Source organism: Pseudomonas sp. NPDC089530 (assembly GCF_050280705.1).
Classification (GTDB): Bacteria; Pseudomonadota; Gammaproteobacteria; order Pseudomonadales; family Pseudomonadaceae; genus Aquipseudomonas.
On the sequence record NZ_JBNNVU010000012.1, the window covers coordinates 56117 to 80480 of the forward strand.

Annotated in this window: 23 protein-coding genes; 7 read left to right on the forward strand and 16 right to left on the reverse strand. The window is 63.6% G+C overall.

The features are described from left to right. The first annotated feature begins 39 nt into the window (after positions 1-39). The gene (locus tag ACQKQA_RS07395) at positions 40-447 is read left to right on the forward strand and encodes a GNAT family N-acetyltransferase (protein ID WP_427555019.1); all 408 of its coding nucleotides are present in this window, start codon (positions 40-42) and stop codon (positions 445-447) included. A gap of 4 nt (positions 448-451) precedes the next feature. Here the strand turns inward: ACQKQA_RS07395 and def are convergent, their stop codons facing one another. Next, the gene (gene def / locus ACQKQA_RS07400) at positions 452-991 is read right to left on the reverse strand and encodes a peptide deformylase (RefSeq protein ID WP_427555021.1); all 540 of its coding nucleotides are present in this window, start codon (positions 989-991) and stop codon (positions 452-454) included. A gap of 2 nt (positions 992-993) precedes the next feature. Next, positions 994-1941 carry a YihY/virulence factor BrkB family protein gene (locus tag ACQKQA_RS07405; RefSeq protein ID WP_427555023.1) on the reverse strand — a complete coding sequence of 316 codons (948 nt, stop codon included), beginning with the start codon at positions 1939-1941 and terminating at the stop codon, positions 994-996. Positions 1942-2253: 312 nt separating this feature from the next. Here ACQKQA_RS07405 and ACQKQA_RS07410 point away from each other — a divergent pair, with 312 nt between their 5' ends. Further along, positions 2254-2631, forward strand: coding sequence for a hypothetical protein (locus ACQKQA_RS07410; RefSeq protein WP_427555025.1), 378 nt, complete (start codon positions 2254-2256; stop codon positions 2629-2631). A 63-nt stretch (positions 2632-2694) separates the two neighbouring features. Here ACQKQA_RS07410 and fadD1 read toward each other — a convergent pair whose 3' ends face one another. Both fadD1 and fadD2 read right to left on the reverse strand, forming a co-directional pair. Continuing rightward, positions 2695-4383, reverse strand: coding sequence for a long-chain-fatty-acid--CoA ligase FadD1 (gene fadD1, locus ACQKQA_RS07415; protein ID WP_427555027.1), 1689 nt, complete (start codon positions 4381-4383; stop codon positions 2695-2697). A gap of 376 nt (positions 4384-4759) precedes the next feature. Next, positions 4760-6448, reverse strand: coding sequence for a long-chain-fatty-acid--CoA ligase FadD2 (fadD2, locus tag ACQKQA_RS07420; protein ID WP_427555029.1), 1689 nt, complete (start codon positions 6446-6448; stop codon positions 4760-4762). A 208-nt stretch (positions 6449-6656) separates the two neighbouring features. On the opposite strand from fadD2, the gene ACQKQA_RS07425 reads away from it, so the two are divergent. Further along, entirely contained in the window at positions 6657-7601 is a 945-nt protein-coding gene (locus ACQKQA_RS07425) for a lysophospholipase (RefSeq protein ID WP_427555031.1), read from the forward strand. Between the two features lie 43 nt (positions 7602-7644). Beyond that, complete coding sequence (locus tag ACQKQA_RS07430) at positions 7645-8115, forward strand: MaoC family dehydratase (protein WP_044464608.1); 471 nt, start codon at positions 7645-7647, stop codon at positions 8113-8115. Between the two features lie 145 nt (positions 8116-8260). Here the strand turns inward: ACQKQA_RS07430 and ACQKQA_RS07435 are convergent, their stop codons facing one another. From ACQKQA_RS07435 to ACQKQA_RS07445, 3 genes are read right to left on the reverse strand one after another with little or no spacing between them, the layout of a single operon-like run. Beyond that, on the reverse strand, positions 8261-9124 hold the full coding sequence (locus ACQKQA_RS07435) for an efflux RND transporter periplasmic adaptor subunit (RefSeq protein ID WP_427555034.1): 864 nt from the start codon (positions 9122-9124) through the stop codon (positions 8261-8263). Positions 9125-9134: 10 nt separating this feature from the next. Next, positions 9135-9341, reverse strand: coding sequence for a DUF1656 domain-containing protein (locus tag ACQKQA_RS07440; protein ID WP_427555036.1), 207 nt, complete (start codon positions 9339-9341; stop codon positions 9135-9137). Next, the gene (locus tag ACQKQA_RS07445; protein WP_427555038.1) at positions 9328-11316 is read right to left on the reverse strand and encodes an FUSC family protein; all 1989 of its coding nucleotides are present in this window, start codon (positions 11314-11316) and stop codon (positions 9328-9330) included. Before ACQKQA_RS07445 ends, ACQKQA_RS07440 begins: the two co-directional genes overlap by 14 nt. Positions 11317-11582: 266 nt before the next feature. Here ACQKQA_RS07445 and ACQKQA_RS07450 point away from each other — a divergent pair, with 266 nt between their 5' ends. After that, positions 11583-11819 carry a DUF3820 family protein gene (locus tag ACQKQA_RS07450; RefSeq protein WP_427555040.1) on the forward strand — a complete coding sequence of 79 codons (237 nt, stop codon included), beginning with the start codon at positions 11583-11585 and terminating at the stop codon, positions 11817-11819. Positions 11820-11853: 34 nt separating this feature from the next. After that, positions 11854-13038, forward strand: a complete 1185-nt coding sequence (locus ACQKQA_RS07455) for an aminotransferase class V-fold PLP-dependent enzyme (protein WP_427555042.1) — start codon at positions 11854-11856, stop codon at positions 13036-13038. Positions 13039-13258: 220 nt separating this feature from the next. Here the strand turns inward: ACQKQA_RS07455 and ACQKQA_RS07460 are convergent, their stop codons facing one another. From ACQKQA_RS07460 to zwf, 3 genes are read right to left on the reverse strand one after another with little or no spacing between them, the layout of a single operon-like run. Beyond that, entirely contained in the window at positions 13259-13924 is a 666-nt protein-coding gene (locus tag ACQKQA_RS07460; RefSeq protein WP_427555044.1) for a bifunctional 4-hydroxy-2-oxoglutarate aldolase/2-dehydro-3-deoxy-phosphogluconate aldolase, read from the reverse strand. A 17-nt stretch (positions 13925-13941) separates the two neighbouring features. After that, the gene (gene pgl / locus ACQKQA_RS07465; RefSeq protein WP_427555046.1) at positions 13942-14655 is read right to left on the reverse strand and encodes a 6-phosphogluconolactonase; all 714 of its coding nucleotides are present in this window, start codon (positions 14653-14655) and stop codon (positions 13942-13944) included. Beyond that, on the reverse strand, positions 14642-16111 hold the full coding sequence (zwf, locus tag ACQKQA_RS07470) for a glucose-6-phosphate dehydrogenase (RefSeq protein ID WP_427555048.1): 1470 nt from the start codon (positions 16109-16111) through the stop codon (positions 14642-14644). The genes pgl and zwf overlap by 14 nt, the downstream gene beginning before the upstream one ends. A gap of 209 nt (positions 16112-16320) precedes the next feature. On the opposite strand from zwf, the gene ACQKQA_RS07475 reads away from it, so the two are divergent. Next, a complete protein-coding gene (locus tag ACQKQA_RS07475) occupies positions 16321-17181 on the forward strand; it encodes a MurR/RpiR family transcriptional regulator (RefSeq protein WP_427555108.1) in 861 nt (286 codons plus the stop codon). A 13-nt stretch (positions 17182-17194) separates the two neighbouring features. On the opposite strand, the gene ACQKQA_RS07480 is transcribed toward ACQKQA_RS07475, so the two are convergent. From ACQKQA_RS07480 to ACQKQA_RS07505, 6 genes are all read right to left on the reverse strand, one after another. Beyond that, a complete protein-coding gene (locus ACQKQA_RS07480; protein WP_427555050.1) occupies positions 17195-18076 on the reverse strand; it encodes a D-hexose-6-phosphate mutarotase in 882 nt (293 codons plus the stop codon). A gap of 325 nt (positions 18077-18401) precedes the next feature. Continuing rightward, on the reverse strand, positions 18402-19751 hold the full coding sequence (locus ACQKQA_RS07485; RefSeq protein ID WP_427555052.1) for a carbohydrate porin: 1350 nt from the start codon (positions 19749-19751) through the stop codon (positions 18402-18404). A 107-nt stretch (positions 19752-19858) separates the two neighbouring features. Continuing rightward, entirely contained in the window at positions 19859-21019 is a 1161-nt protein-coding gene (locus ACQKQA_RS07490; RefSeq protein WP_427555054.1) for an ABC transporter ATP-binding protein, read from the reverse strand. 3 nt (positions 21020-21022) lie between these two features. After that, a complete protein-coding gene (locus tag ACQKQA_RS07495) occupies positions 21023-21868 on the reverse strand; it encodes a carbohydrate ABC transporter permease (RefSeq protein ID WP_427555056.1) in 846 nt (281 codons plus the stop codon). Further along, entirely contained in the window at positions 21861-22769 is a 909-nt protein-coding gene (locus ACQKQA_RS07500; protein WP_427555058.1) for a carbohydrate ABC transporter permease, read from the reverse strand. Before ACQKQA_RS07500 ends, ACQKQA_RS07495 begins: the two co-directional genes overlap by 8 nt. Before the next feature lie 170 nt (positions 22770-22939). Beyond that, the gene (locus tag ACQKQA_RS07505) at positions 22940-24247 is read right to left on the reverse strand and encodes an ABC transporter substrate-binding protein (RefSeq protein WP_427555060.1); all 1308 of its coding nucleotides are present in this window, start codon (positions 24245-24247) and stop codon (positions 22940-22942) included. Positions 24248-24364 lie beyond the last annotated feature (117 nt).

Genomic DNA, 24364 nt, shown 5'->3' on the forward strand with positions numbered 1-24364 from the left:
GCTTTATAATTCAGCCTTTCGAACCAGCCTGCGAACCCCATGCCCGACACCCAATACCTGCTACTCGCCGACAGCCTGCGGCCGCTGCTGAACAAGTTCTATCGGGCGCATGACTCATCGATGCGCGCGGCCGGCGAAGGGCAATCCTGGGTAGCGAAACGAGGCGCAATCGTTGCCGGGCTGAACCTGAAGCCCGTGGCCCAGGGCCACTGGCTGACCGGCCTGTTCGTCGACCCGGCCCAGCGTGGCCAGGGCATCGCCGCCCGGCTGGTGGAACGGGCCTGCGCGCCACAGGCGGGACCGATCTGGCTGTTCTGCCATCCGGACCTGCAAGCGCTGTACGAATCCATGGGGTTCGTCCCGGACCCCGCCCTGCCCCAATCCCTGGCGGACCGCCTGGCCCGTTATCGCCGGAGCAAGAGCCTGATCGCCATGGGCCGGGGTTGATCGCTCAGTCGTCGGCGTTGGGATCGAGGTCGGGGAACATCACTTCGGTAAACCCGAACTTGCTGAAGTCGCTGATCCGCGACGGGTACAGGCGCCCGATCAGGTGGTCGCACTCGTGCTGCACCACCCGCGCATGAAAGCCCGAGGCGACCCGCACGATCGGCTCGCCCCTGGGGTCGACGCCTTCGTAGCGGATGTGCTGGTAACGCTCGACCGCGCCCCGCAGCCCCGGCACCGACAGACAACCTTCCCACCCCTCCTCCAGCACCGGGCTCAAGGGGGTGATCAGGGGATTGATCAGGATCGTCTGGGGTACCGCTTCGGCCTGCGGGTAACGCGCGCTGTGCTCGAAGCCGAAGATCACCAGTTGCAGGTCGACGCCGATCTGCGGCGCGGCCAGGCCGACCCCGCCGACGCTTTCCATGGTCTGGAACATATCGTCGATCAACTGCCACAGCTCGGGGCTGTCGAACATTTCGGGCGGTACGGGTGGCGCGATGCGCAGCAGGCGCTGGTCGCCCATCTTGAGGATTTCACGGATCATGTTCAGGCTTCGTCAGAGGTCGGCTTGAGCGAGTGGTCCCGGCCCAGTCCCGATACGTGTTGTTTAGGCTCGCCGTGCTCGCCGGGAGCCCTTTCTCCAGGGCTCTTGCCTTCGGACGACATGTGTTCGATCACCGCATTCATCTCCGCCCCCAGCAACAGCACCGCCGAGGAAATGTAGAAGTACAGCAGCAGGACGATGATCGCTCCGATACTGCCATACATGGCGTTGTAGTTGGCGAAGGTCTTCACATAAAAGGCGAAGGCCAGCGAGGCGACTATCCACACCACCACCGCCAGCACCGAGCCCGGGGTGATGAGGCGAAATTCCTGTTTCACATCGGGCATCACGTAGTAGATCAAGGCCACGGCGACCATCATCAGGATCACGATCACCGGCCAGCGCAGGATGGTCCAGACGGTGACGATAAAGTCCTCCAGGCCGACCTGCCCGGCGATCCAGCCCATCACCTGCGGCCCGAGCACCATCAGCGCCGCGGCCGCCAGGAGCATGCCGGCGATGCCGACGGTGTAGATGATCGACAGCGGGAAACGCTTCCACAGCGGGCGTTTTTCCACCACGTCGTAGGCGGCGTTCATCGCGCTCATCATCAGCCGCACGCCGGCCGAGGCGGTATACAGCGCAATCACGATACCCACCGAGAGCAGGCCGCCCTTGGATTGCTGCAACTGGTCGATCACCGGGTTGACCTGCTCCAGGGCCTCGGGCGGCAGCACCAACTCCGATTGCAGGCGCAACCAGGAGAAGAAGTCCGGCAGATGCAGGAAACCGATCAGGGCGATCAGGAACAGGATGAAGGGGAACAGCGAGAACAGCATCTGATAGGCCAGTGCCGAGGCATAGGTCGACATTTCGTCGGCGATGAACTCGCTGACCGTGCGCACCAGCACACGATGCAGGGGCTGGCCTTTCAAATCCGGGAAAATCATAGCGTCTCCTTTCGCCGCAATGTGTGTGGTCGGTGGCGACTCAGAGGCCGTTTTCTACAACAAACTAGCCTAGTTTGGCGACTTTGAACCCTTTCGTCTCGTTTCGTGCCATGACCGACAAGAAAACGGCTTCCGCCGATGCTTTGTACCCTTCCAGACTTCTCGTAGGGGGGTCAGTCATTTCCCCCCTGGGCATTTCATCGCCTTATTTAGCCGCCTCACGCAGGTTGCGCTTTATGTTTGCCGGCCAACCCATGAGAATGCGCAACGTATTCAGGCTCCGCGCCGAAGATCCAATCCCGTAGGAATGTTATGAAACTCGATAAAAAGCTGGCCATCGCCCGCCGAAACCAGGAACTGGGCGGTGCGGTGCTGGGCGTCAACAACTGCCACTTCGCGGAACTGAGCCGCAACCGCAATATCTGGTGGTTCGATCTGCCGGTCAGCCGCCTGGCCATCGGGCAGTACGAATGGGTCCACCTGCTGCTCTACACCCCGAGCAGCGACCAGTTGCTGCACCTGAAGGTGCCGACCCTGTTCCTGCGCGAGAAACTGGAAGGCCTGGTGGTACGCAACGCCGGCAAGCGCAAGGCGGCCCTGAGCCTGGAACTGAGCGCCGACAAGGACTGCTTCCTCACCGATGTACGCCCCGCCGGCACCGGCGTGAACTTCGCGCAGTTCCAGCAGTAATCCGGCGAACAGCGCCCAAGAAAAAGCCCCGCGAATGCGGGGCTTTTTTGTTGGCCTGGCGCCTTACTTCTTCACGCCCAGCTTCTTCAGCTCTTCGTCGCGCAGCTCGCGGCGCAGGATCTTGCCGACGTTGGTGGTCGGCAGGGCATCGCGGAACTCGATGGCCTTGGGCACCTTGTAGCCGGTGACATTGGCGCGCATGTGCTCCATCACTTGCTCCTTGGTCAGGGTCACACCCGGCTTGGCGACGATGAAGATCTTGATCGACTCGCCCGACTTCTCGTCCGGCACACCGATGGCCGCGCACTGCAGCACGCCCGGCAGGGTCGTGAGCACGTCTTCCAGTTCGTTCGGGTACACGTTGAAACCGGAGACCAGGATCATGTCTTTCTTGCGATCGACGATGCGGATGTAGCCATCGGGCTGGATCAGCGCGATGTCGCCGGTCTTCAGCCAGCCATCGCTCATCACCTCATCAGTGGCGTCCTGGCGCTGCCAGTAACCCTTCATCACCTGCGGGCCCTTGACGCACAGCTCGCCGACTTCACCCAGCGGCAGCTCGTTGCCGGCGTCGTCGACGATCCGGCACAGGGTCGACGGCACCGGGATGCCGATGGTGCCGACCTGGATATTCTGCCCCGGGTTGACGGTGGCCACCGGGCTGGTTTCGGTCATGCCGTAACCTTCGCAGATCGGGCAACCGGTCACGTCCTTCCAACGCTCGGCCGCCGCCAGTTGCAGCGCCATGCCACCGGACAGGGTGACTTTCAGCGCCGAGAAATCCAGCTTGCGGAAGTTTTCGTTGTTGCACAGGGCCACGAACAGGGTGTTGAGGCCGACGAAGCCGCTGAACTTCCACTTCGACAGTTCCTTGACCATCGCCGGCAGGTCGCGCGGGTTGCTGATCAGGATGTTGTGGTTGCCGCTCAGCATCATCGCCATGCAATGAAAGGTGAAGGCATAGATGTGGTACAGCGGCAGCGGCGTGATCAGGATCTCGCAACCCTGATTGAGGTTGGAGGCCATCAGCGCCCGGCACTGCAGCATGTTCGACACCAGGTTGCGATGGGTCAGCATCGCGCCCTTGGCCACGCCGGTGGTGCCGCCGGTGTATTGCAGCACGGCCACGTCGCTGCTGGCCGGGCTCGCGTCCTTCACCGGCTGGCCATGGCCCTTGCTCAGTACGTCGTTGAACTTGACGGCCTTGGGCAGGTGATAGGCCGGCACCATCTTCTTCACGTACTTGATGACGCTGTTGATCAGCAGGCGCTTGAGCGGCGGCAGCAGGTCCGCCACTTCGGTGACGATCACATGCTTGACGCCGGTCTTGGGCACCACGGCTTCGGCCAGGTGCGCCATGTTGGCCAGGCAGACCAGGGCCTTGGCGCCGGAGTCGTTGAATTGGTGTTCCATTTCCCGCGCGGTGTAGAGCGGGTTGGTATTGACCACGATCAGACCGGCGCGGATAGCGCCGAATACTGCGACCGGGTACTGCAGGACGTTGGGCAGTTGCACGGCGATTCGATCGCCGGGCTGCAAATCGGTATGCTGTTGCAGATACGCGGCAAAAGCACCTGACAGTTCGTACAGCTCACCGTAGGTGAGTGTCTTGCCGAGGTTGCTAAAGGCCGGCTTGTTGGCAAAGCGTTGGCAGGACTGCTTCAACACTGCCTGAATATTCGGATACTCGTCTGGATTGATTTCGGCAGCAATCCCAGCTGGGTACTTATCCTTCCAAAAGTCTTCGATCATGGAAGCCCACTCCTCAGCAACGCGAATTCGTCAGCGCACTTGATGCGATTATTATTTGTCTGTCTTTTTATGGGTGAATCTGGCTGTTTAGATAGGCCGAGAAGTCACAAAGCGCGCCGAGAGTAGCAGCTTTGCCAAGGGCCGACTAGAGCCAAAGCAGCTCCAAACAGTCACTTTTGTGACTCAAGAATATTCAATAGTCATTTTTAGAGCAAAAATTCTAGCACCCCGGATTCCGCTCTGGGACGGGCCTTTGCGGCCTGCAAAAGCAGCGCGAGCAAGCTTCGCTCCTACAGAAACCGAAGGCCCTGGCAGGAACGACGTTTGCTCGCGATAACCGCGCCACGGCGCGGGAGGTGTTACATCCGGTGATACATCAGGCGATGTCGCGCAGCTCCCGACGCAGGATCTTGCCTACCGGCGTCATCGGCAACGACTCACGCAACACGATGTGCTTGGGCACCTTGTAGCCGGTGAAGTTGGCCTTGCAGTAGGCCTTCAGCTCTTCCAGGCTGACCCCCGATTCGCGGGCCACCACGAACAGCTTCACCGCCTCGCCCGAACGTTCGTCCGGCACACCGATCACCGCGCAATTGGCGACTTTCGGGTGGGCCATCACCACGTCTTCGATTTCGTTGGGGTACACGTTGAAACCCGAGACGATGATCATGTCTTTCTTGCGGTCGACGATGCGCACGAAACCGTCGGGATCGATCACCGCGATATCCCCGGACTTGAACCAGCCCTCGGTATCCAGCACCTCGCTGGTGGCGTCCGGCTTCAGCCAGTAGCCCTTCATGATCTGCGGACCCTTGATGCACAGCTCGCCGCGCTCGCCCAACGGCTGCTCGACCCCCTGGTCGTCGATGACCTTGAGGGTCGTACCGGGCACCGGCAGCCCCACCGTACCCAGGCGCGACTGGTCGCCGTAAGGGTTGGTGCAGGCCACGGGCGAGGTTTCGGTCAGGCCGTAGCCTTCGGTGATGCGGCAGCCCGTCAGTTGCGCCCAGCGCTCGGCGGTGGCCTTGACCAGCGCCGTGCCCCCGGAGTTGGTGAGCTTGAGATTGGAGAAGTCGAGGCTCTTGAACTCGGGATGATCCATCAGCGCGACAAACAAGGTATTCAGCCCCAGCAACGCCGAGAAGCGCCACTGCTTCAGCTCCTTGATGAAGCCGCCGATGTCCCGCGGATTGGTGATCAGCACGTTGTGGTTGCCGGTGACCATCATGCACATGCAGTTCGCAGTGAAGGCATAGACGTGGTACAGCGGCAGCGGCGCGATCATCACCTCCTGGCCTTCGCGCAGCAGCGGATGGCCGTCGGCGCCCAACTGGCCGAGGCAGGCCCGGGCCTGTTGCATATTGGCCACCAGGTTGCCGTGGGTCAGCATCGCGCCCTTGGCCAGCCCCGTGGTGCCGCCGGTGTATTGCAGCACGGCGACGTCGTCCAGGCTGGCGGGCAGCGGCTTGATCGACTGGCCGCGGCCCAGGCGCAGCGCGCTCTTGAAGGAGAGGGCCTGGGGCAGGCGGTAGGCCGGCACCATCTTCTTGACCTTGTCGACCAGGGTATTGACCAGCCAGCCCTTGGCGGACGGCATCAGGTCGCCCATCTTCGCCTCGATCAGGTACTGGATCCCGGTGTCGGGCAGCACCTCCTCGACTTTCTGCCCGAACAGGTTCATGTACACCAGGGCCCGCGCGCCGGAATCCTTGAACTGGTGACGCATTTCCCGGACGGTGTACAGCGGGTTGGTGTTGACCACGATCAGCCCGGCGCGCAAGGCGCCGAATACGGCGATCGGGTAATGCAGGACGTTGGGCATCTGCACCGCGATGCGGTCGCCCGGCACCAGGTCGGTGCTGCTTTGCAGGTAGCCGGCGAATGCGGCGCTGTAGCGCTCCAGCTCGGCGTAGGTCAGGGTCACGCCCATGTTGCTGAAGGCCGGGCGGTCGGCGAATTTCTTGCAGGAACGTTCGAACACCTCGATCACCGACTTGTAGGCACCCAGATCGATATCGACGGGCACGCCGACCGGGCGTTTGTCATTCCAGAAATCAGGCTGCATTGTTCTTGTCCTCGTTACCTGAGTTGTCCGGGCCGCTTCCGACGCTACCAAAGCGGGGCTCTGCGGACGTTAGCAGCTATGGCCAATAGGGCAAATATGGGCCGCTACGTCATTGATAACGTGAATCTTGCCGCCATGGCGCGCACAGATCGGACGGGGCCACGGCGATGAGCTATACAATGCAACGACCCTGCGCAAAGGAATCGCCATGATCCACCACTCTTTCTGGCTGACCGCGAGCGACCACAGCCAGCTCTACGTCAACCAGTGGCTGCCGGATGCCTCGCTCAAGGCCGTGATCCTGCTGGCCCACGGCATGGCCGAGCACAGCGGGCGCTACGCCAGGCTGGCGGCGGCGTTGTGCGCCGAGGGTTACGGTGTCTATGCCCTGGATCAGCGCGGCCATGGCAAGACTGCCGAGCATGGCGTGCTCGGGCACTTCGCCGACCACGACGGCTGGTGCAAGGTGGTGGGCGACCTGGCCAGCCTCAACCAGTGCATCGGCCAGCGGCACCCGGGCAAGCCCATCGTGCTGCTGGGCCACAGCATGGGCAGCTACATCGCCCAGGCCTACCTGCTGCACCACAGCGCCAGCCTGGACGGGGCGATCCTCAGTGGCTCGAACTTCCAGCCGGTGGCGCTGTACCGCGTCGCCCGCCAGATCGCCCGCTTCGAACGCTGGCGCCAGGGCGCCCTGGGCCGCAGCGCGTTGATCGAGTGGCTGTCCTTCGGCTCGTTCAACAATGCCTTCAAACCCAACCGCACAGCCTTCGACTGGCTCAGCCGCGACCCCGACGAGGTCGACAAGTACGTCCACGATCCGCTCTGCGGCTTTCGCTGCAGCAACCAATTGTGGATCGACCTGCTGGGCGGCCTGCAGCAGATCAGCAAGGCTTCCAACCTGGCCCAGATCGATCCGGGCCTGCCATTGCTGGTGATGGGCGGAGAATGTGATCCGGTGAGCGACGGCATACGTCTCAAGGATCTGTCCGGCGCTCTGCGCGAGGCTGGCAACCAGTACCTGCAGCTCAATATCTACCCGCAGGCACGGCACGAATTGTTCAATGAAAGCAACCGCGACGAAGTGACGGCCGATGTGCTGGCCTGGCTCAACCAGGTGTTGCAGCATCGCCGGCCGCCGAAGACCGAATGAGTTTTTTTACCCTCAGTACATTTCAACACAGGACTTGAGAGAGATGACCCAGGTTACCAACACCCCGTACGAAGCCCTTGAAGTCGGCCAGACCGCCAGCTACAGCAAGCACGTGGAAGAGCGTGACATCCAGCTGTTCGCCGCCATGTCCGGCGACCACAACCCGGTGCACCTGGACGCCGAGTTCGCCGCCGCCAGCATGTTCAAGGAGCGCATCGCCCACGGTATGTTCAGCGGTGCGTTGATCAGTGCCGCAGTGGCCTGCGAGCTGCCTGGGCCGGGCACCATTTACATCGGCCAGCAGATGAGTTTCCAGAAGCCGGTGAAGATCGGCGACACCCTGACCGTGCGCCTGGAGATCCTCGAAAAACTGCCGAAATTCCGCGTGCGTATCGCCACCCGTGTGTTCAACCAGCGCGATGAGCTGGTGGTGGACGGCGAAGCCGAAATCCTCGCCCCGCGCAAACAGCAGACCGTGACCCTGCCGACCCTGCCGGCCATCAGCATCGGCTGAGATTCCCCGTAGCCCGGTAGCCGCTGCCGAGCTCTGGCGAGGCTGCGACAGGACCGCAGGTCCTCCTGCGGCCTCAAGACCCTGCGCCCCCTTCGGGGTCGATCGCAGCCTCGCAGGCTCGGCAGCGGCTACAGGGGAATTGTGACTATCGACTGCCCTCCTCCACCTGCACGCTCGCCGTCATCCCGGCGCTCAGGTTGACCCCTTCGGGCACCTTGTCGAGCCTGATCCGCACCGGAATCCGCTGCGCCAGCCGCACCCAATTGAAGGTCGGTTCCACCTCGGCCAGCAGTTGCCCGTCCGGCGTGGTGTTACGGTCGGTGATACCGCGGCTGATGCTTTCCACATGGCCCTGCAGAGCCTCGCCCGCGCTCATCAGCCAGACCTTGACCGGGTCGCCGACCTGGATCCGCGGCAGTTTGGTTTCCTCGAAATAGGCCTGCACGTAGAAGGTCGAATCGTCGATCAGGGCCATCACCGACTGCCCGGTGTTCACGTAATTGCCTTCGGCCAGGCGCAGGTTGGTGATGTGCCCGCTGCGTGGCGCCAGGACCTGGCTGCGCGCCAGGTTGAGCTCGGCGACCTTGGCCTCGGCCTGGGCCTGGCGCAGCTCACCACGGGCCACGCCGGCGTTGATCTGGGCGTTCTCCCGCAGCTCGGTACTGATCGCCGCCGGGCCGAGGCTGGCCCGGCGACTGGCTTCGTGTTCCTTCAGGTTGAGTTGCTGCTGACGGGTCTGCACCACCGCCTGGGCCTTTTCCAGCGCCGCCTCGAAGCGCTCGCGGTCGATGCTCAGCAACAGCTCGCCAGCCTTCACCGCCTGGTTGTCCCGGACCTTGAGTTCGCGCACCCAGCCGGATACGTCGGGGGCGACTATCACCACGTCCGCGCGAATCCGCGCATCCCGGGTCCAGGGCGTGAGCATGTAGTACTGCCACAGGTGAAAGCCGGCGAACAGCGCCGCCGCCACCAGGCACAGGGTAAAAGCGATACGCACGGAGGCACGCATGAACAACTCCTTATAAAGGTCCGAGTACGACAGTGACCAACGTCAGGACGCAGACGTACAAGGCCACATCGAACAGTGCTTCGTGCCAGATCCAGCGCCCTAGCGGCGTTACGCGCAGCAACATACGCAACGCCCCGGTCAGCACCAGCGCCAGCACCACATAAATCAGAAACGGGCTGAGCAACACTCCACCCAGCGACCACTCACGCAGCCCCATGGCTTTCCTCCTGCTGCCGGCACCAGGCGTGCCAGCTCTTCTGCAATTGCACCACCGCGCCCTGGGCCAGCTTCAAGGCGTCGCTGGGCGGATGGCTCTCCAGACTGCGCAAAAAGACCGCGCTGGACTCTGCCAGCGCTTCGCCGCGGCCGGCCCCCGGCCCCTGCTGCAGCACCTTCTCCAGATGCTCCAGATAGCGCCGCTGCGGAACCTGCGCCGGTACTCCGGCCGCCGCCAGGCTCAGGCGCAGGTGCATCAGCTCGTCGCCGATATCCAGCCCCAGCAGGCCATCGTCCCAGCGGCTGCGGGCCTGCTCCGGCAACTCCGGGTAATGCCGCGCCAGTTGCAGCAGGCGGTCGGCCATGCGCCCGCCGAACCAGCTTTCCGCGCCGCGCAGGTTGCGCCGAGTCAGGCGTACCAGGTCGTGCAGGGTCGCCGCCAGCAGGCGCCGTCCGTGCCAGGTCGGGTCACGCAAGATCAACAGCTGGAATGCCAGCACCGCGGCGCCCACGCCCAGCGTCATCGCCTGGGCGCTGTTGAGGAAGCTGGCGACATCGAAGCTCATCCGGTTCTGCGGCGAAATCAGTACCACGAAGTGCAGGCAGAACGAGGTGGCCGTGGCGCCGATCTGCGGCTTGGCCATGCCCAGCGCGCCAAAAAACAGCGGCACGCCCATGCCCATCGCGAGCAAGGCAAAACTGCTCCACTGCGGCAGCAGGATCTGCCCGACCACGAACGCCACCGGGATCGCCAGGAAAATACCGCGCATGAAACTCATGCCGATCTGCGCGCCGTTTTCCCGGCTGGCGAACAGGCCGCACACCACGCAGGTCAGCAGCATTGCCCCCGAGGCCGCCGGCCAGGCCGTGGCCAGCCAGAAGCTGGCCACGGTCAAAAAGGCCAGGGCGCTGCGGGCGCCAAACAGCAATGCCAGGGACAGATCGCGATGGGGCGTCAGGGTCGCCGGCTGCTCTATCGGCGCCTTGCCCTCCTCCACCGCCTGCAACGCCACGCCAGCCGCCAGGGCGGTGTCGAGCAACAGGGCGAAACGGGCCAGGCAATAACTTTGCGCCGAACTGATGGCCGGGTCGCGGGAGGCCTCCAGCAACTGCGCCCGCAGCGCTTGCAGGGTTGAGGTGTCCTCGGCCGCCAGGGCTTGCTGCACCTGTTCCATCCAGGGCACCAGTTGATCCGCTTCGGCCGGCTCCAGTTGCTTCCATTGCCGGCGTACCGAACGGGAAATGCGCAGCAGCATCAGCAGCTTCTGGCTCAGGCCGCCGATCGCCCGCGCCCGCTGCCGGCCCAGGGGGCCTTCGAACCAGGCGTGCTCGCGCTGGGAGTCCACGGCGACGATGCGCCCGAGGATTTCCAGCAGCCCTTTGCGCGCCAGCGCATCGCCAGCCAGGGTCGCCCGCGCCGTGTGCATCCCGCTTTGCCAGGCGCTGCGTGCCTGTTGCATCAACTGCCGTTCGACCCGCAGCGGCCAGAGCAAGGCGCTGCTGGCGGTGGCGCAGATAATGCCCAGGGAGATTTCCGTACAGCGCGCCACCGCCTGGTCGAAGATCGACAACGGATGGGTGATGGCCGGCAAGGCGATGATCGCCACGGTGTAGCCGGCCAGCACGAACGAATAGGACCAGGCGCTGCGCAGCAGGGTCGAACTGGCGGTACACAGCCCCAGCCACAGGGCCAGGGCCAGCAGGAACAGCCAGGGCGTCTGGGCGAACAGCCCCATGAACGCCACCGACATGCAGGTCCCCACCAGGGTCCCCAGCAGTCGCGCCATGCCTTTTTGCAGGACCATCCCCGACAGCGGCTGGGCCACGATGATCGCGGTCATCAAGGCCCAGGACGGCTGCTCCAGCCCCCAGCGCATGGCCAGCCACAACGCCAGCCCGGCGCCGAGCACGGTCTTGATCGCGAATTGCACGGCCGCCAGGTTGGGGGCGAACAGCGCCTGCAAAGTGATACGCACGGAAAGAACCCCGGGGAGGACAAGACAACGATAGTTGCAATGGGACGAGAGGATGAACCGAACAAATTATTAGCTAGCTAACTATCATTAGTCCAGTACTAAATGAGGGACACCAAGAACGCCAGGCCGGCTGGCGCTCTTCAGTCCGGACCAGCGAGGACGGAAGCGCAGTTCTGTATCCGCGTTATTTGCCTGATCTGTCATTTGGCCTGCCTGCGTAATGCCTGTATTTTCCAGGGTGTTCGTCACCTCAACAGACAGTCGCCATGAATCCCGAAACCCTCGAATTGCTGGTCACCCGCGAAATGCCCTATGGCAAGTACAAGGGCCGTATCCTCGCCGACCTGCCCGGCCCCTACCTGAACTGGTTCGCCCGCCAGGGTTTCCCCCACGGCGAGTTGGGCGGCCTGCTGGCGCTGATGCATGAAATCGATCACAACGGCCTTTCCGACCTGCTGGACCCGTTGCGGGCCAAACACGGTAAACCCAAGCCCCGCCATTGAGCCCCACCCACCACCATCGAACAGAGACGCCCCCATGCCACGGATTGCCCAACTCGCCCGCGACGAAGACTACTGGCGGGAAATCGCCCGGCGCTATGACGTCGAACCCGGGCCGATCAACCTGGAAAACGGCTATTTCGGACGCATGAGCCGCGCCGTGGTCGAGGAGTACCAGCAGCAGATCGCCTTCGTGAACCGCAGCAACTCGGTGCACGTGCGCCAGCATTTCGATCGGATCGGCAGCCTGCAGATTCGCCAGCAACTGGCCGAACTGCTCGGCGTCGACAGCCAGGCGCTCGCCCTCACCCGCAGCGCCGCCGAGGCGCTGCAATCGCTGATCCGCAACTACAACCGCCTCGAACCGGGCGACCAGGTGCTGTTCAGCGATCTGGACTACAGCAGCGTCAAGGGCGCCATGCGCTGGCTGGCCCGTTACCGCGGGGTCGAGGTGATCGAGATCGAGCACGCCCACCCGGCGAGCTTCGACAGCCTGCTGGCCAGCTACCGCCAGGCGTTCGAGCGCTACCCGCGCCTGAAGCTGATGGCCCTGACCCACGTCACCCATCGCACCGGGCTGGTGATGCCGATCCAGGCCATCGCCCTGGAGGCCCGGGAACGGGGGATCGACGTGGTCCTCGACGGCGCCCACGCCCTGGCCCAGGTGGATTTCGACCTCAAGGAACTGGGCGTGGCGTTCGCCGGCTACAACCTGCAGAAATGGATGGGCGCGCCCTTGAGCCTGGGTTTTGCCTACATCGACCCGCAACGCCTGGGCGATATCGACCCGGACATGGGTGAGGATCATTACGCCCCGAATGACATCCGCTCCCGGGCGCCCTACGGCACGCCGAACATTCCGGCCTGGCTGACCCTGCCCCGGGTGTTCGACGAGCACCGCAGCCTGGGCGGCGCGGCCCTCAAGGGCGCGCGCCTGAATTACCTGCGCGACCTGTGGGTGAGCCAGGTGCGCGACTTGCCAGGCATCGAGGTGCTGACCCCGGACGACCCGCGGCTGTATTGCAGCATCACCTCGTTCCGCTTCACCCGCCATGCGGACCAGCAGGCAATGGCCAAGCAGCTGCTCGAGGAATACAACCTGTTCACCGTAGTCCGCGACGGCTCGCGATGCGGACCCTGCATCCGAGTCACGCCGGGCTTCACCACCCCGGCCTCGGATATCCAGTTGCTGGTCGAGGCGCTAGTGCATCTGAGCGGCTGAAATCTGGCGCCGCTGTAGGAGCGCAGCTTGCGCGCGATCCGCGTAAAGGCCATCCAACCCCGTTGCCTGGCCCACCGTCATCGCGAGCAAGCTTCGCTCCTACAGAAGATCGCGCGTCGCCAGGCAGCTTTTCTCCAGGCAAAAAAAAACGGTGCACCGACCAAGCGCACCGTAAAGCCGTAGAACACACCAACGAATTTCGTAAAAAGCCGGAAAACGATCAGTCCAGCAGAGCCAGGGCCTCGGCCGTGCACTCCTGGATCCGCGCCCAGTCGCCGTTCTTCACCCACTCGGGGTCGAGCATCCAGCTACCGCCGACGCACATCACGTTCTTCAACGCCATGTAGCTCTTGATATTGGCCGGACCGACACCGCCGGTCGGGCAGAATTTCACTTCGCCGAACGGACCGCCCAGGGCCTTGATCGCCGCCACGCCGCCGCTGACTTCCGCCGGGAACAGCTTGAAGCGGCGATAGCCCAGGCTATATCCCTCCATGATCCCGGAGGCATTGCTGATCCCCGGCAACAGCGGGACCGGGCTGGCGACGCTGGCTTCCAGCAGGTCGCGGGTAATGCCCGGGGTGACGATGAACTGCGAACCGGCGGCTTCGGCAGCGGCCAGCATCTGCCGGTCGAGCACGGTACCGGCACCGGTCACCAGCTCCGGACGCTGCTCGCGCAGAATCTGGATCGCCTTGAGGCCAAACTGCGAGCGCAGGGTCACTTCCAGGGCGGTCAGGCCACCGGCGGCCAGAGCGTCCGCCAGGGGCAGCACGTCCTGTTCGCGGGCGATGGTGATCACCGGCAGAATCCGCGCCTTGGCGCAGAGGCTGTCGATCAGGGCAACTTTATCCGCCATGGAAACGGTCGGTTGTGGGGTTGTCATAGCGGCTGATCCTTGGCTCATGGGCACCAGTAAATCTCTAAGGGAGGTTGCAGGAAGGCACGAATCGGCATCGCGGCGACATCGTCACCAGCCAGTGCGGCACTCAGGGTGGTCAACTTGGATTGACCGGAAATCGACAGCACACTGAACGCGGCCGAAGCCAGCAAGGCGCGGCTCATGCTCAGGCGCTGATGGGGCACGCTCGGCGCCAGCATCGGCCAGCAGCGACGCTGGCCATCGGCCTGGAGGGCCTCGGCCAGGTTCGGGCTGTTGGGGAACAGGGAGGCGGTATGCCCGTCATCGCCCATGCCCAGGATCAGCGCATCGATGGCCGATACCTCGGCCAGCAGGCGATCGGCCTTGATCGCGGCCTCTTCGAGGTTCGCCGCCGCGTTGTACAGGCTGAGGAATTTCGCCTCGGCCGCCGGGCCCTGCAGCAGGTAGCGCTTGAGCAAGCCGGCGTTGCTGTCGGCGTGCTCCACCGGCACCCAGCGTTCGTCCGCCAGGGTCACCAGGACCTTGGACCAGTCCAGCTGCTGCTTGGCCAGGTGCTGGAAGAACGCCACCGGGCTGCGCCCGCCGGACACCACCAGGGTGGCTTCGCCGCGGACCTGGATCGCCTGGCTCAATTGCCCGGCCACCTTCAGCGCCAGCCCCTCGGCCAGCAGCACAGGGCTACGGAACTCGTGGGCGTGCACGCCCTGGGGCAGCTTCAATTTAGATATCGCCATACCACGACCTCCCGTCCCGCGTGATCAGTGCGATGGAGCTCATCGGCCCCCACGAGCCGGCCGCATACGGCTTGGGCGCGTCGCCGGATTTCTTCCAGCCGGCGATCAGCTGGTCGCACCATTTCCACGCGGCTTCGATTTCATCTTTGCGGACAAACAGGTTCTGGTTGCCACGCATCACTTCCAGCAACAACCTCTCGTAGGCATCGGGAATCCGCGCACTGCGGTAGGTGTCGGAAAAATTCAGCTGCAACGGGCCGCTGCGCAGTTGCATGCCCTTGTCCAGGCCTTGCTCCTTGGTCATCACCCGCAGGGAGATCCCTTCGTCCGGCTGCAGGCGGATGATCAGTTTGTTACTGATCTGCAGACGCTGCTCGGGGGCGAAGATGTAGTGCGACGGCTCCTTGAAGTGGATGACGATCTGCGACAGCTTCTGTGGCATGCGCTTGCCGGTCCGCAGGTAGAACGGCACCCCGGCCCAGCGCCAGTTGCGGATGTCGGCCCGCAGGGCGACGAAGGTCTCGGTGTCGCTCTGGGTGTTGGAATTCTCTTCCTCCAGGTACCCCGGCACCGCCTTGCCTTCGCTGTGCCCGGCGATGTACTGGCCGCGCACCACCTGGGTGGTCAGGCCTTCCGGGCTGATCGGCGCCAGGGCCTTGAGCACCTTGACCTTCTCGTCGCGGATGCTGTCGGCCGAGAGGTCGGCCGGCGGGTCCATGGCGATCAGGCAGAGCAGCTGCAGCAGGTGGTTCTGGATCATGTCCCGCAACTGGCCGGCCTTGTCGAAGTAGCCCCAGCGGCCTTCGATGCCGACCTTCTCGGCCACGGTAATTTCAACGTGGGAGATGTAGTTCTGGTTCCACTGGGTTTCGAACAGGCTGTTGGCGAAACGCAGGGCGATCAGGTTCTGCACCGTCTCCTTGCCCAGGTAGTGGTCGATGCGATAGATGCGGTTCTCCGGGAAGAACTGCGCCACCGCGTCGTTGACCTTGCGCGACGATTCCAGGTCCGAGCCGATGGGCTTTTCCAGCACCACGCGGGTGTTGTCGGCCAGGCCCGCCTTCGACAGGTTCTCGCAGATCGCCCCGTACACCGCCGCCGGCGTGGCGAAATAGGCGATCAGGCGCTGCTCGCGCCCGGCCACTTCGGCCAGGGCCAGATAGTCCTCGGCCTTGAGGAAATCCACATGCAGGTAGGTCAGGCGCGCCAGGAAGCGCTCCAGCACCGCGGCGTCGATCTCCTTGGCGCCAACGTACTTGCGCAGCTCGGCTTCAATGGACGCCAGATGCTGCTGCTCGCTGCCCGGCTCGCGGGCCAGGGCGAGGATCCGCGTGTCGTCATGCAGCAGGCCGGCGCCGTCGAGCTGGTACAGGGCAGGAAACAGTTTGCGAAGCGCCAGATCCCCCAGCGCGCCGAACAAGGCAAAGGTGCAGGGTTCAACCGTTATCGAAGGCATGATGTTTGTTCTTTTATCAAGTTCAGTTAGAAATACCTTTTTTCAAGGCATCACTCAAGGGAAAATGTAGTAATAAACACAACATTTTTGCAAAATACAGATTCGAAGTGGTGGTCAGCCGGAGCCATCAGTAGGATAAGCCACCGCCAAAGACCGGTTAAGACCGGCCTCCTTTGCATTGCCGACCCAGGAAAACCTTAATGGACCGCGTGCGAAATCTTCTGGAACAGATCCAGAATCGCCTTGAAGAATTGAACAAGGCGGAACGTAAAGTCGCCGAAGTCATCCTGCTCAACCCACAGCAGGCGACCCGCTTCAGCATCGCCGCCCTCGCCCAGGCCGCTTCGGTCAGCGAGCCGACGGTCAACCGTTTCTGCCGCTCGTTCGGCGTCAGCGGCTACCCGGAACTCAAGCTGCAGCTGGCCCAGAGCCTGGCCAGCGGCGCGGCGTACGTCAGCCGCGCGGTGGAAGCCGACGACAACCCCGAGGCCTACACCCAGAAAATCTTCGGCAGCGCCATCGCCTCCCTGGACAGCGCCTGCCAGGCCCTGGACCCGAACCTGATCAGCCGCGCCGTCGACCTGTTGATCCAGGCCCGGCAGATCCACTTCTTCGGCCTCGGCGCCTCGGCCCCGGTGGCCCTCGATGCCCAGCACAAGTTCTTCCGCTTCAACCTGGCGGTGACCGCCCACGCCGATGTGCTGATGCAGCGGATGATCGCCTCGGTGGCCCACACCGGCGAGCTGTTCGTGATCATTTCCTATACCGGGCGCACCCGCGAGCTGGTGGAAGTGGCGCGCATCGCCCGGGAAAACGGCGCCTCGGTGCTCGGCCTGACCGCCGCCAACTCGCCGCTGGCCAAGGCCAGCACCCTGAGCCTGAACATCCCGCTGCCGGAAGACACCGACATCTACATGCCGATGACCTCGCGGATCATCCAGCTCACTGTGCTCGACGTACTCGCCACCGGCATGACCCTGCGCCGCGGCGTAGACTTCCAGCCGCACCTGCGCAAGATCAAGGAAAGCCTCAACGCCAGCCGCTACCCGGTGGGCGACGAGTTCGGCTGATTTTGCGTCGACCCTATCGCGGGCAAGCCCGAACGCTCACTTCAGCCCCCGCCCGCGCCTGCAAGCTCAAATGCGCCCGCTCCCCCGGCGCCAGGCACAGGCTGTCGGTGCCGCCCGCCGCCGCTTCGACGCAGACGAACCCCGCCACCTCGTTCCAGCTCACCCCCAACAGCGGCCGACTGCCCGGATGCCAGACCACGGTGTCGGCGGTATCGCCGGTGTCGATGCGCAATTCACGCTGCCAGGCGTGGTCCTTGAGCTGCAATTCGCCCTCGTGCTGGAACACCCGCTGGCAGCCGCCATCGACCCGCAACTCGCCGGTCTGCCGGCATGCCTGGCGGCTCAACTGGTCGTAACCCTCGGCGCCGTCGAGCCCAGACAGCGCTACCTCACCAACGTCGCCAATACGCCAGTAGGCGTGCAAAGCCTGGCTCAGCTGGCACGGCAGGCTGTCCTGATGCTCGGTGCTCAGGCGCAGGTCCATGCTTTCGCCGAGGTGCGCGTGCAGGTCGACCTGCCAGTCGCACAGCTGCAACTGCCAGTGCAGGGACACGCCTTCGTCATCGCTGCTGCTGTCGAGCAACTTCCAGTCCAGCAGCCGGGCCCAGCCGTGGGACGGCCAGGCGTTCTCGCTCGGGTGACGGCCGTACCAGGGCCAGCACACCGGCACCCCGCCACGAATCGCCCCCACTTGCGGCCACTTCGCCGCGCACCACAGCCAGGGCTTCTGCCCGGTCGGCTGGAAGTGCAGCAACTGCGCGCCCTGGCGACTGAACACCGCCTGGCACAGCGGGTGGTCGATCACCAGCACATCGCGCATCTGATACCGCTCCCAGGCGAAGGTCGGGCGTTCGCGCAAGGTCCTGAAAAAGCGTTGTAGCGGATGCTCATGCATGGGCCACGGTCCTGAATATCATTGCTGTCTCGATAGTCGTCATGCTGCGCGGATTCCCGCAGGCGAAGTCGCTCGCAAAAAAAAGCGGATAGCCTGAGCCATCCGCAACAATGCGCACATGGAGAGGGAGCTTATCGCAACAGCGTTAGGCTCTGTACGAAAAGTGGCTGCGCGCTGGGCACCTTCGGTGCTACGCAGGCCATGCTGCGTTAAAAACAGGCTCGTGCGCGAGTCCGATCGGAATGCTCATTTAGGCCCCTAAACTCCGCGTCCTCGCCTGTTTTTGCCTTGCCTGGCCTTCGCTCGCCGACTTTTCATCCAGACCCTAGAACACCGACTGAATTTTCAGGCCGGCCACCAGGGCGTTGTCGACTTCATCCACACCGCCCGGATGCGTGATGTATTGCAGGTTCGGACGCACGGTCAGCCAGTTGGTGACATGGAAGCCGTAGTTGATTTCGTAGTTGTACTCGGTCTCGCGCAGCGGCGAGAACAGCGGATCGTCGTAGTTGCTGACACCGTTGCTGTCGTTGAGCAACTGGGCGTTCTTCTTCACGTCGTCGTTGACATGGATACGGGCGAAACCGATGCCGACGTCATCCTTGGGACGTGCGTCGAACGGGCCCTTGTACACCAGCATCAGCGACTGGTAGTTGTCGATGAAATTGGTGTCCTTGTCGTGGAAGGTGGCGTTGGCCGCGATATTCAGGCCGCGGGTCGCATCGCCGTTGTGGGTGGTGAGTTGCTGCTGGCCGACAAACCAGTAACCGTGCTTGCTGTTGTGAACGCGGTAGGCGTTGCCGGTGACCGCGGCGTCCTGGCCGTTGACGTCCTCGCGCACGTCGCTGGCATCAGCCGTGCTCTTGTAGTAACCGACGCGGTATTCGCCCGGCAGGTTGTTGACCTTCGGCGACCAGACCAGCTCCACCGGCAGCACGGTGCCTTTGGTGCCGCTGCCACTGAGCTTGAAGCCGTTACCGTGTTCCAGTTGCGACGGGTTCTGGTTGTACGCGCCGATCTGCGCATACAGCTCAGGCGTGATGTGGTACTTCACCCGCAGCGCCGCCTGGCTGACCGGCCAGTTGTACCAGATGTTGGTCGCCCAGTTGCCCACCTGGGAGCCGCAGAACGCCAGGTTCTGGAACTCGCAGGGGAAGGTGTTGAAGTCTTCGCCTTCGCCGAAGTAACCGGCCTTGACGTCCAGCTTGCCGTCGAGGAACTGGTGCTGGATCCACAACTGGGTCAGACGCACCATATGGCCGCGACCGTAGACTTCCTGGGAGGAACTCAGGGTGCCGGCACGCGGGTCGCCGATCCGGTCGTTGGAGATGTTCTGGCCGTTACGGTTGGTGAGCTGGATCTTCGCCTGGGTGTTGTCCCAGCCCCACAGTTTTTCCAGGTCCAGCGCCACGCCCAGGCCGAACTGGTCGCTGTAGCGCCCGGTCTTGTCGTCGTTGTAGCCGCCATGCAGGTTGGCGCCCATTTCCCCGACGTAATCGGCCTTGATGTCGATCCCCTTCTCGAGCAGCTTGGTCCGCTCGCCGCCCCAGTCGCCGGTCATCCACTTCGAGTCGGCGCTGAATGCCTCGTCGGCGTGGGCGCTACCGGCCAGGGTCATGGCCGCGATCGCCGACAACTGGCAGATCAAGCGTGCGTTGGTACTCTTCTTTTTCATCCCTACATCCTCGTCTTTATTGTTATTAACTGTTTTTCTCTAACGCGGTTTACACCTGATGCGACGGATGACAGGCCATCCGCCGCGCATTTTCGGCAACCCGGGCTTCAACGCCCCTTGAACTGCGCCACGTTGCTGGCGTGGGCTTCGGCCTGCGCCGGCACCACTCCCCCCAGGCGCTCGCCGTTCTTGGCATCGAACAGCAGGACCTTGGCCGGATCGAATTGCAGGGTCAGGGTGTCGCCGACCTGGGGCGCCACGTCCGGGGCCAGGCGGCAGCAGACCTTGGTGTCGTTGAGGTTGACGAACACCAGGGTGTCGGGACCGGTCGGCTCGGTGACCTGGACCTCGGCGCGCAGGGTCGGCAGGCCGTTGCCTTCGCCGTTCGCCAGGCCGATCTGTTCCGGGCGGATGCCGAGGATCACCTCGCGGTCTTCCAGGCCGGCGTCCTGCATGCCCAGGGGCAGCTCGCAACGGGCCTGACCGCTGTCCAGCAGGGCTAGCAGGCGGCCGTCCCTGCGCTGCAGGCGCAGGGGGATGAAGTTCATCGGCGGCGAGCCGATGAAGCTGGCCACGAACAGGTTGGCCGGGTCGTTGTAGATCTCTTTCGGGGTGCCGAACTGCTGGATGATGCCGTCCTTCATCACCGCCACCTTGTCGCCCAGGGTCATGGCCTCGATCTGGTCGTGGGTGACGTAGACCGTGGTGGTCTTCAGGCGCTGGTGCATCAGTTTCATTTCGGTGCGCATCTCGACCCGCAGCTTGGCGTCGAGGTTGGACAGCGGCTCGTCGAACAGGTAGATCTTCGGCCGCCGCGCCAGGGCCCGCCCCATGGCCACGCGCTGCTGCTGGCCGCCGGACAGTTGGCCGGGCTTGCGCCCCAGCAGGTGTTCGATCTGCAACAGCTTGGCGACCCGGGCGACTTCCTCATCGATCTCGGCAGTGGGCATCTTGCGGATCTTCAGGCCGAAGGCGATGTTGTCGCGCACGCTCATGGTCGGGTACAGCGCATAGGACTGGAACACCATGGCAATGTCGCGATCCTTCGGGCTCATGCCGCTGATGTCGGCGCCGTCCACCAGGATCGCCCCGCCGCTGATGGTCTCCAGACCGGCGATGCAGTTCATCAGGGTGGATTTGCCGCAGCCCGACGGTCCCACGAGAATCAGGAACTCGCCGTCGTCGATCTGCAGTTCGATGTTCTTCAGGGTGTCCGGCAGGCCGGCGCCATAGGTCTTGTTGACGTTGCGTAATTCGAGAGTTGCCATCTTTTACCCCTTGACCGCGCCGGACGTCAGCCCACGCAGGAAATACTTGCCAGCGAATATGTAGACCAGCAGTGTCGGCAGCCCGGCGATCATCGCCGCCGCCATGTCAACGTTGTATTCCTTGACCCCGGTGCTGGTGTTGACCAGGTTGTTCAGGGCCACGGTGATCGGCTGCGCGTCGCCGCTGGCGAACACCACGCCGAACAGGAAATCGTTCCAGATCTGGGTGAACTGCCAGATCAGGCAGACCATGATGATCGGCACCGACATCGGCAGCAGGATCTTGCCGAAGATGGTGAAGAATCCGGCGCCATCCAGGCGCGCGGCCTTGACCAGGGCGTCCGGCACGCTCACGTAGTAGTTGCGGAAGAACAGCGTGGTAAACGCCAGGCCGTAGACGATGTGCACCAGCACCAGGCCGCTGGTGGTGTTGGCCAGGCCGAGCTTGCCGACCGTGAACGAAGCGGGCAGCAGCACGGTCTGGAACGGCAGGAAGCAGCCGAACAGCAGCAGGCCGAAGAACAGCTGCGAACCGCGGAAGCGCCACATCGACAGCACGTAGCCGTTCAGCGCGCCGATGAAGGTCGAGATGATCACCGCCGGCACGGTGATCTTCACCGAGTTCCAGAAGTAGCCGCCCACCACGTCCCAGGCCTTGATCCAGCCGATGCCGTCGATCACCGCCGGCCAGCTCAGCAGGTTGCCGGTACGGATGTCTTCCGGGGTCTTGAAGCTGGTCAGCAGCATCACCACCAGCGGCACCAGGTACACCGCCGCCGCCAGCAGCAGGGTGACGTAGATGGCAACGCGGCTGAAGCTCAGTGCCGGTTTTCCGAGCGTGTTAGTCATGGCGTTTGCCTCGCAGTTCGGAATACAGGTACGGCACCAGGATGGTCAGCACGGCGCCGAGCATCAGCATGGCGCTGGCCGACCCTATGCCCATCTGCCCGCGGCTGAAGGTGAAGGAATACATGAACATCGCCGGCAGGTCGGAGGAGTAGCCGGGGCCGCCGGCCGTCATCGCCGCCACCAGGTCGAAGCTCTTGATCGCAATGTGCGCGAGGATCATGAAGGCGCTGAAGAACACCGGGCGCAGGCTCGGCAGGACGATCTTCAGGTAGATGGTCGGCAGGCTCGCGCCGTCGACCTGGGCAGCGCGGATGATCGACTGGTCGACGCCCCGCAGCCCGGCGAGGAACATCGCCATGACAAACCCCGAGGCCTGCCACACGGCGGCGATCACCAGGCAGTACACCACCCGGTCCTGATCCACCAGCCAGTCCAGGCGAAAGCCCTCCCAGCCCCAGTCGCGGAGCATCTTGTCCAGGCCCAGGCCGGGGTTGAGCAGCCATTTCCAGGCGGTACCGGTGACGATCATCGACAGCGCCATCGGGTACAGGTAGACGGTGCGGATAAAGCCTTCCTTGCGGATGCGCTGGTCCAGCAGCACCGCCAAAAACACCCCGAGCACCAGGCTGATGCCGATGAACAGGCCGCCGAACAGCGCCAGGTTCTTGCTCGCCACCCACCAGCGGTCGTTCTCCATCAGGCGCATGTATTGCTGCAGGCCGACCCACTTGTAGCTCGGCATGAAGCTGGAATTGGTGAAGGACAGAACGAACGTCCAGAGGATGTAACCGTAGAAGCCGACCAGGACGATCAGCATGCTCGGCGCCAGGACCAACTTGGGGAGCCAGCGCTGCAGCGCGTCGAACGGTGAGGCTTTGCTGAAAACCGCCACAGAGCTCATGGGGATAATCCAGTGTGAAGGAGTGAGTATCCGTAGGAGCGAGGCTTGCCTGCGAATGCAGGCTGACATTCAGGATTGATGTCGACCGATGCACCGCCTTCGCGGGCAAGCCTCGCTCCTACAGGGGGAGCATTTCAGGAACGGCCGCGGGGGTACCCGCGGCAGCGGGATTACTGGGCGGCCTTGACGGCCGATGCCAGCTGCGCACTGGCCTTGGCCGGGTCCGCGTCCTTGTCGTTCATGAAGTTGGTCACCACGTCGAAGATCGCGCCCTGCACAGCCAGGGAGGTAGCCATGTTGTGCGCCATGCTCGGCTGCAGGCCGCCGGTCTTGTCGTCCGCCAGGAAGTCCTTGGCCGCCGCCTGGGCACAGGAGTCGAAGCCCTGCGCGGCCATGTCGTTGAGCATGTCGGTGCGCACCGGGATCGAGCCCTTGTTGATGCTGAAGATCTTCTGGAAGTCCTTGCCCAGGGTGACCTTGGCCAGGTCCTGCTGCGCGGCGATGTCGCCCTTGCGGTCGGCCTTGAGCTTGAACACCGCCAGGGAGTCGATGTTGTAGGTGAAGGCTTTGTCGGTGCCCGGGAAGGCCACGCACTGGTAATCCTTGCCGGCGACTTTCTTCGCCGCGGTCCACTCGCTCTTGGCCCAGTCGCCCATCATCTGCATGCCGGCCTTGCCGTTGATGACGTCGGCCGCAGCGATGTTCCAGTCACGCCCGGCGCGGTTCGGGTCCATGTAGCCGGTGACTTTCTTCAGCTCGGTGAAGGCCTTGGTCATCTCCGGGCCGGCGAGGGTTTTCTGGTCCAGGTCGACCAGGGCTTTCTTGTAGCCGTCGGCGCCCATGACCGAGAGCACCACGTCTTCGAACACGGTGCTGTCCTGCCATGGCTGGCCGCCGTGGGCCAGGGCGATGAAACCGGCGGCCTTGAGCTTGTCGCCGGCGGCATAGAATTCTTCGAGGGTGGTCGGGGCCTTGTCGATCCCGGCCTTCTTGAACACGTCCGGGTTGATCCACAGCCAGTTGACGCGGTGGATGTTCACCGGCACGGCGACATAGTCACCTTCGTACTTCACGGTGTCGGAGACTTTCTTGGACAGCAGGCCGTCCCAGTTTTCCGACTGGGCCACGTCTTTCAGGGCATCGGTGCTGAGCAGACCGGTGCTGCCCCACTCCTGGATGTCCGGGCCCTTGATCTGGGCGACGCCGGGCGGGTTGCCGGACACGGCGCGGCTTTTCAGCACGGTCATGGCCGTGGCACCGCCACCGCCGGCGACGGCGCCGTCTTTCCAGGTGAAACCGTCTTTTTCGACTTGGGCCTTGAGCACATCGACCGCAGCCTTTTCGCCGCCGGAAGTCCACCAGTGGACGACTTCCACGGAGCCCTTGGCGTCGGCGGCAACGGAAACGAGAGGGAATGCACTGAGGGGGAACAACGAGGCAACGGAAATGACAGCAGCGAGACGAGAAATCGCATTCATCTGAGATGTACCTTTCTTGTTGTTATGCATGCAAGTCTGGAGCTTGCGCTGCATGGGATTCTAAACAGGGGACCGGCCCGCGCAGGTAACGAACAGCCGCGCGAATGTCACCGCATG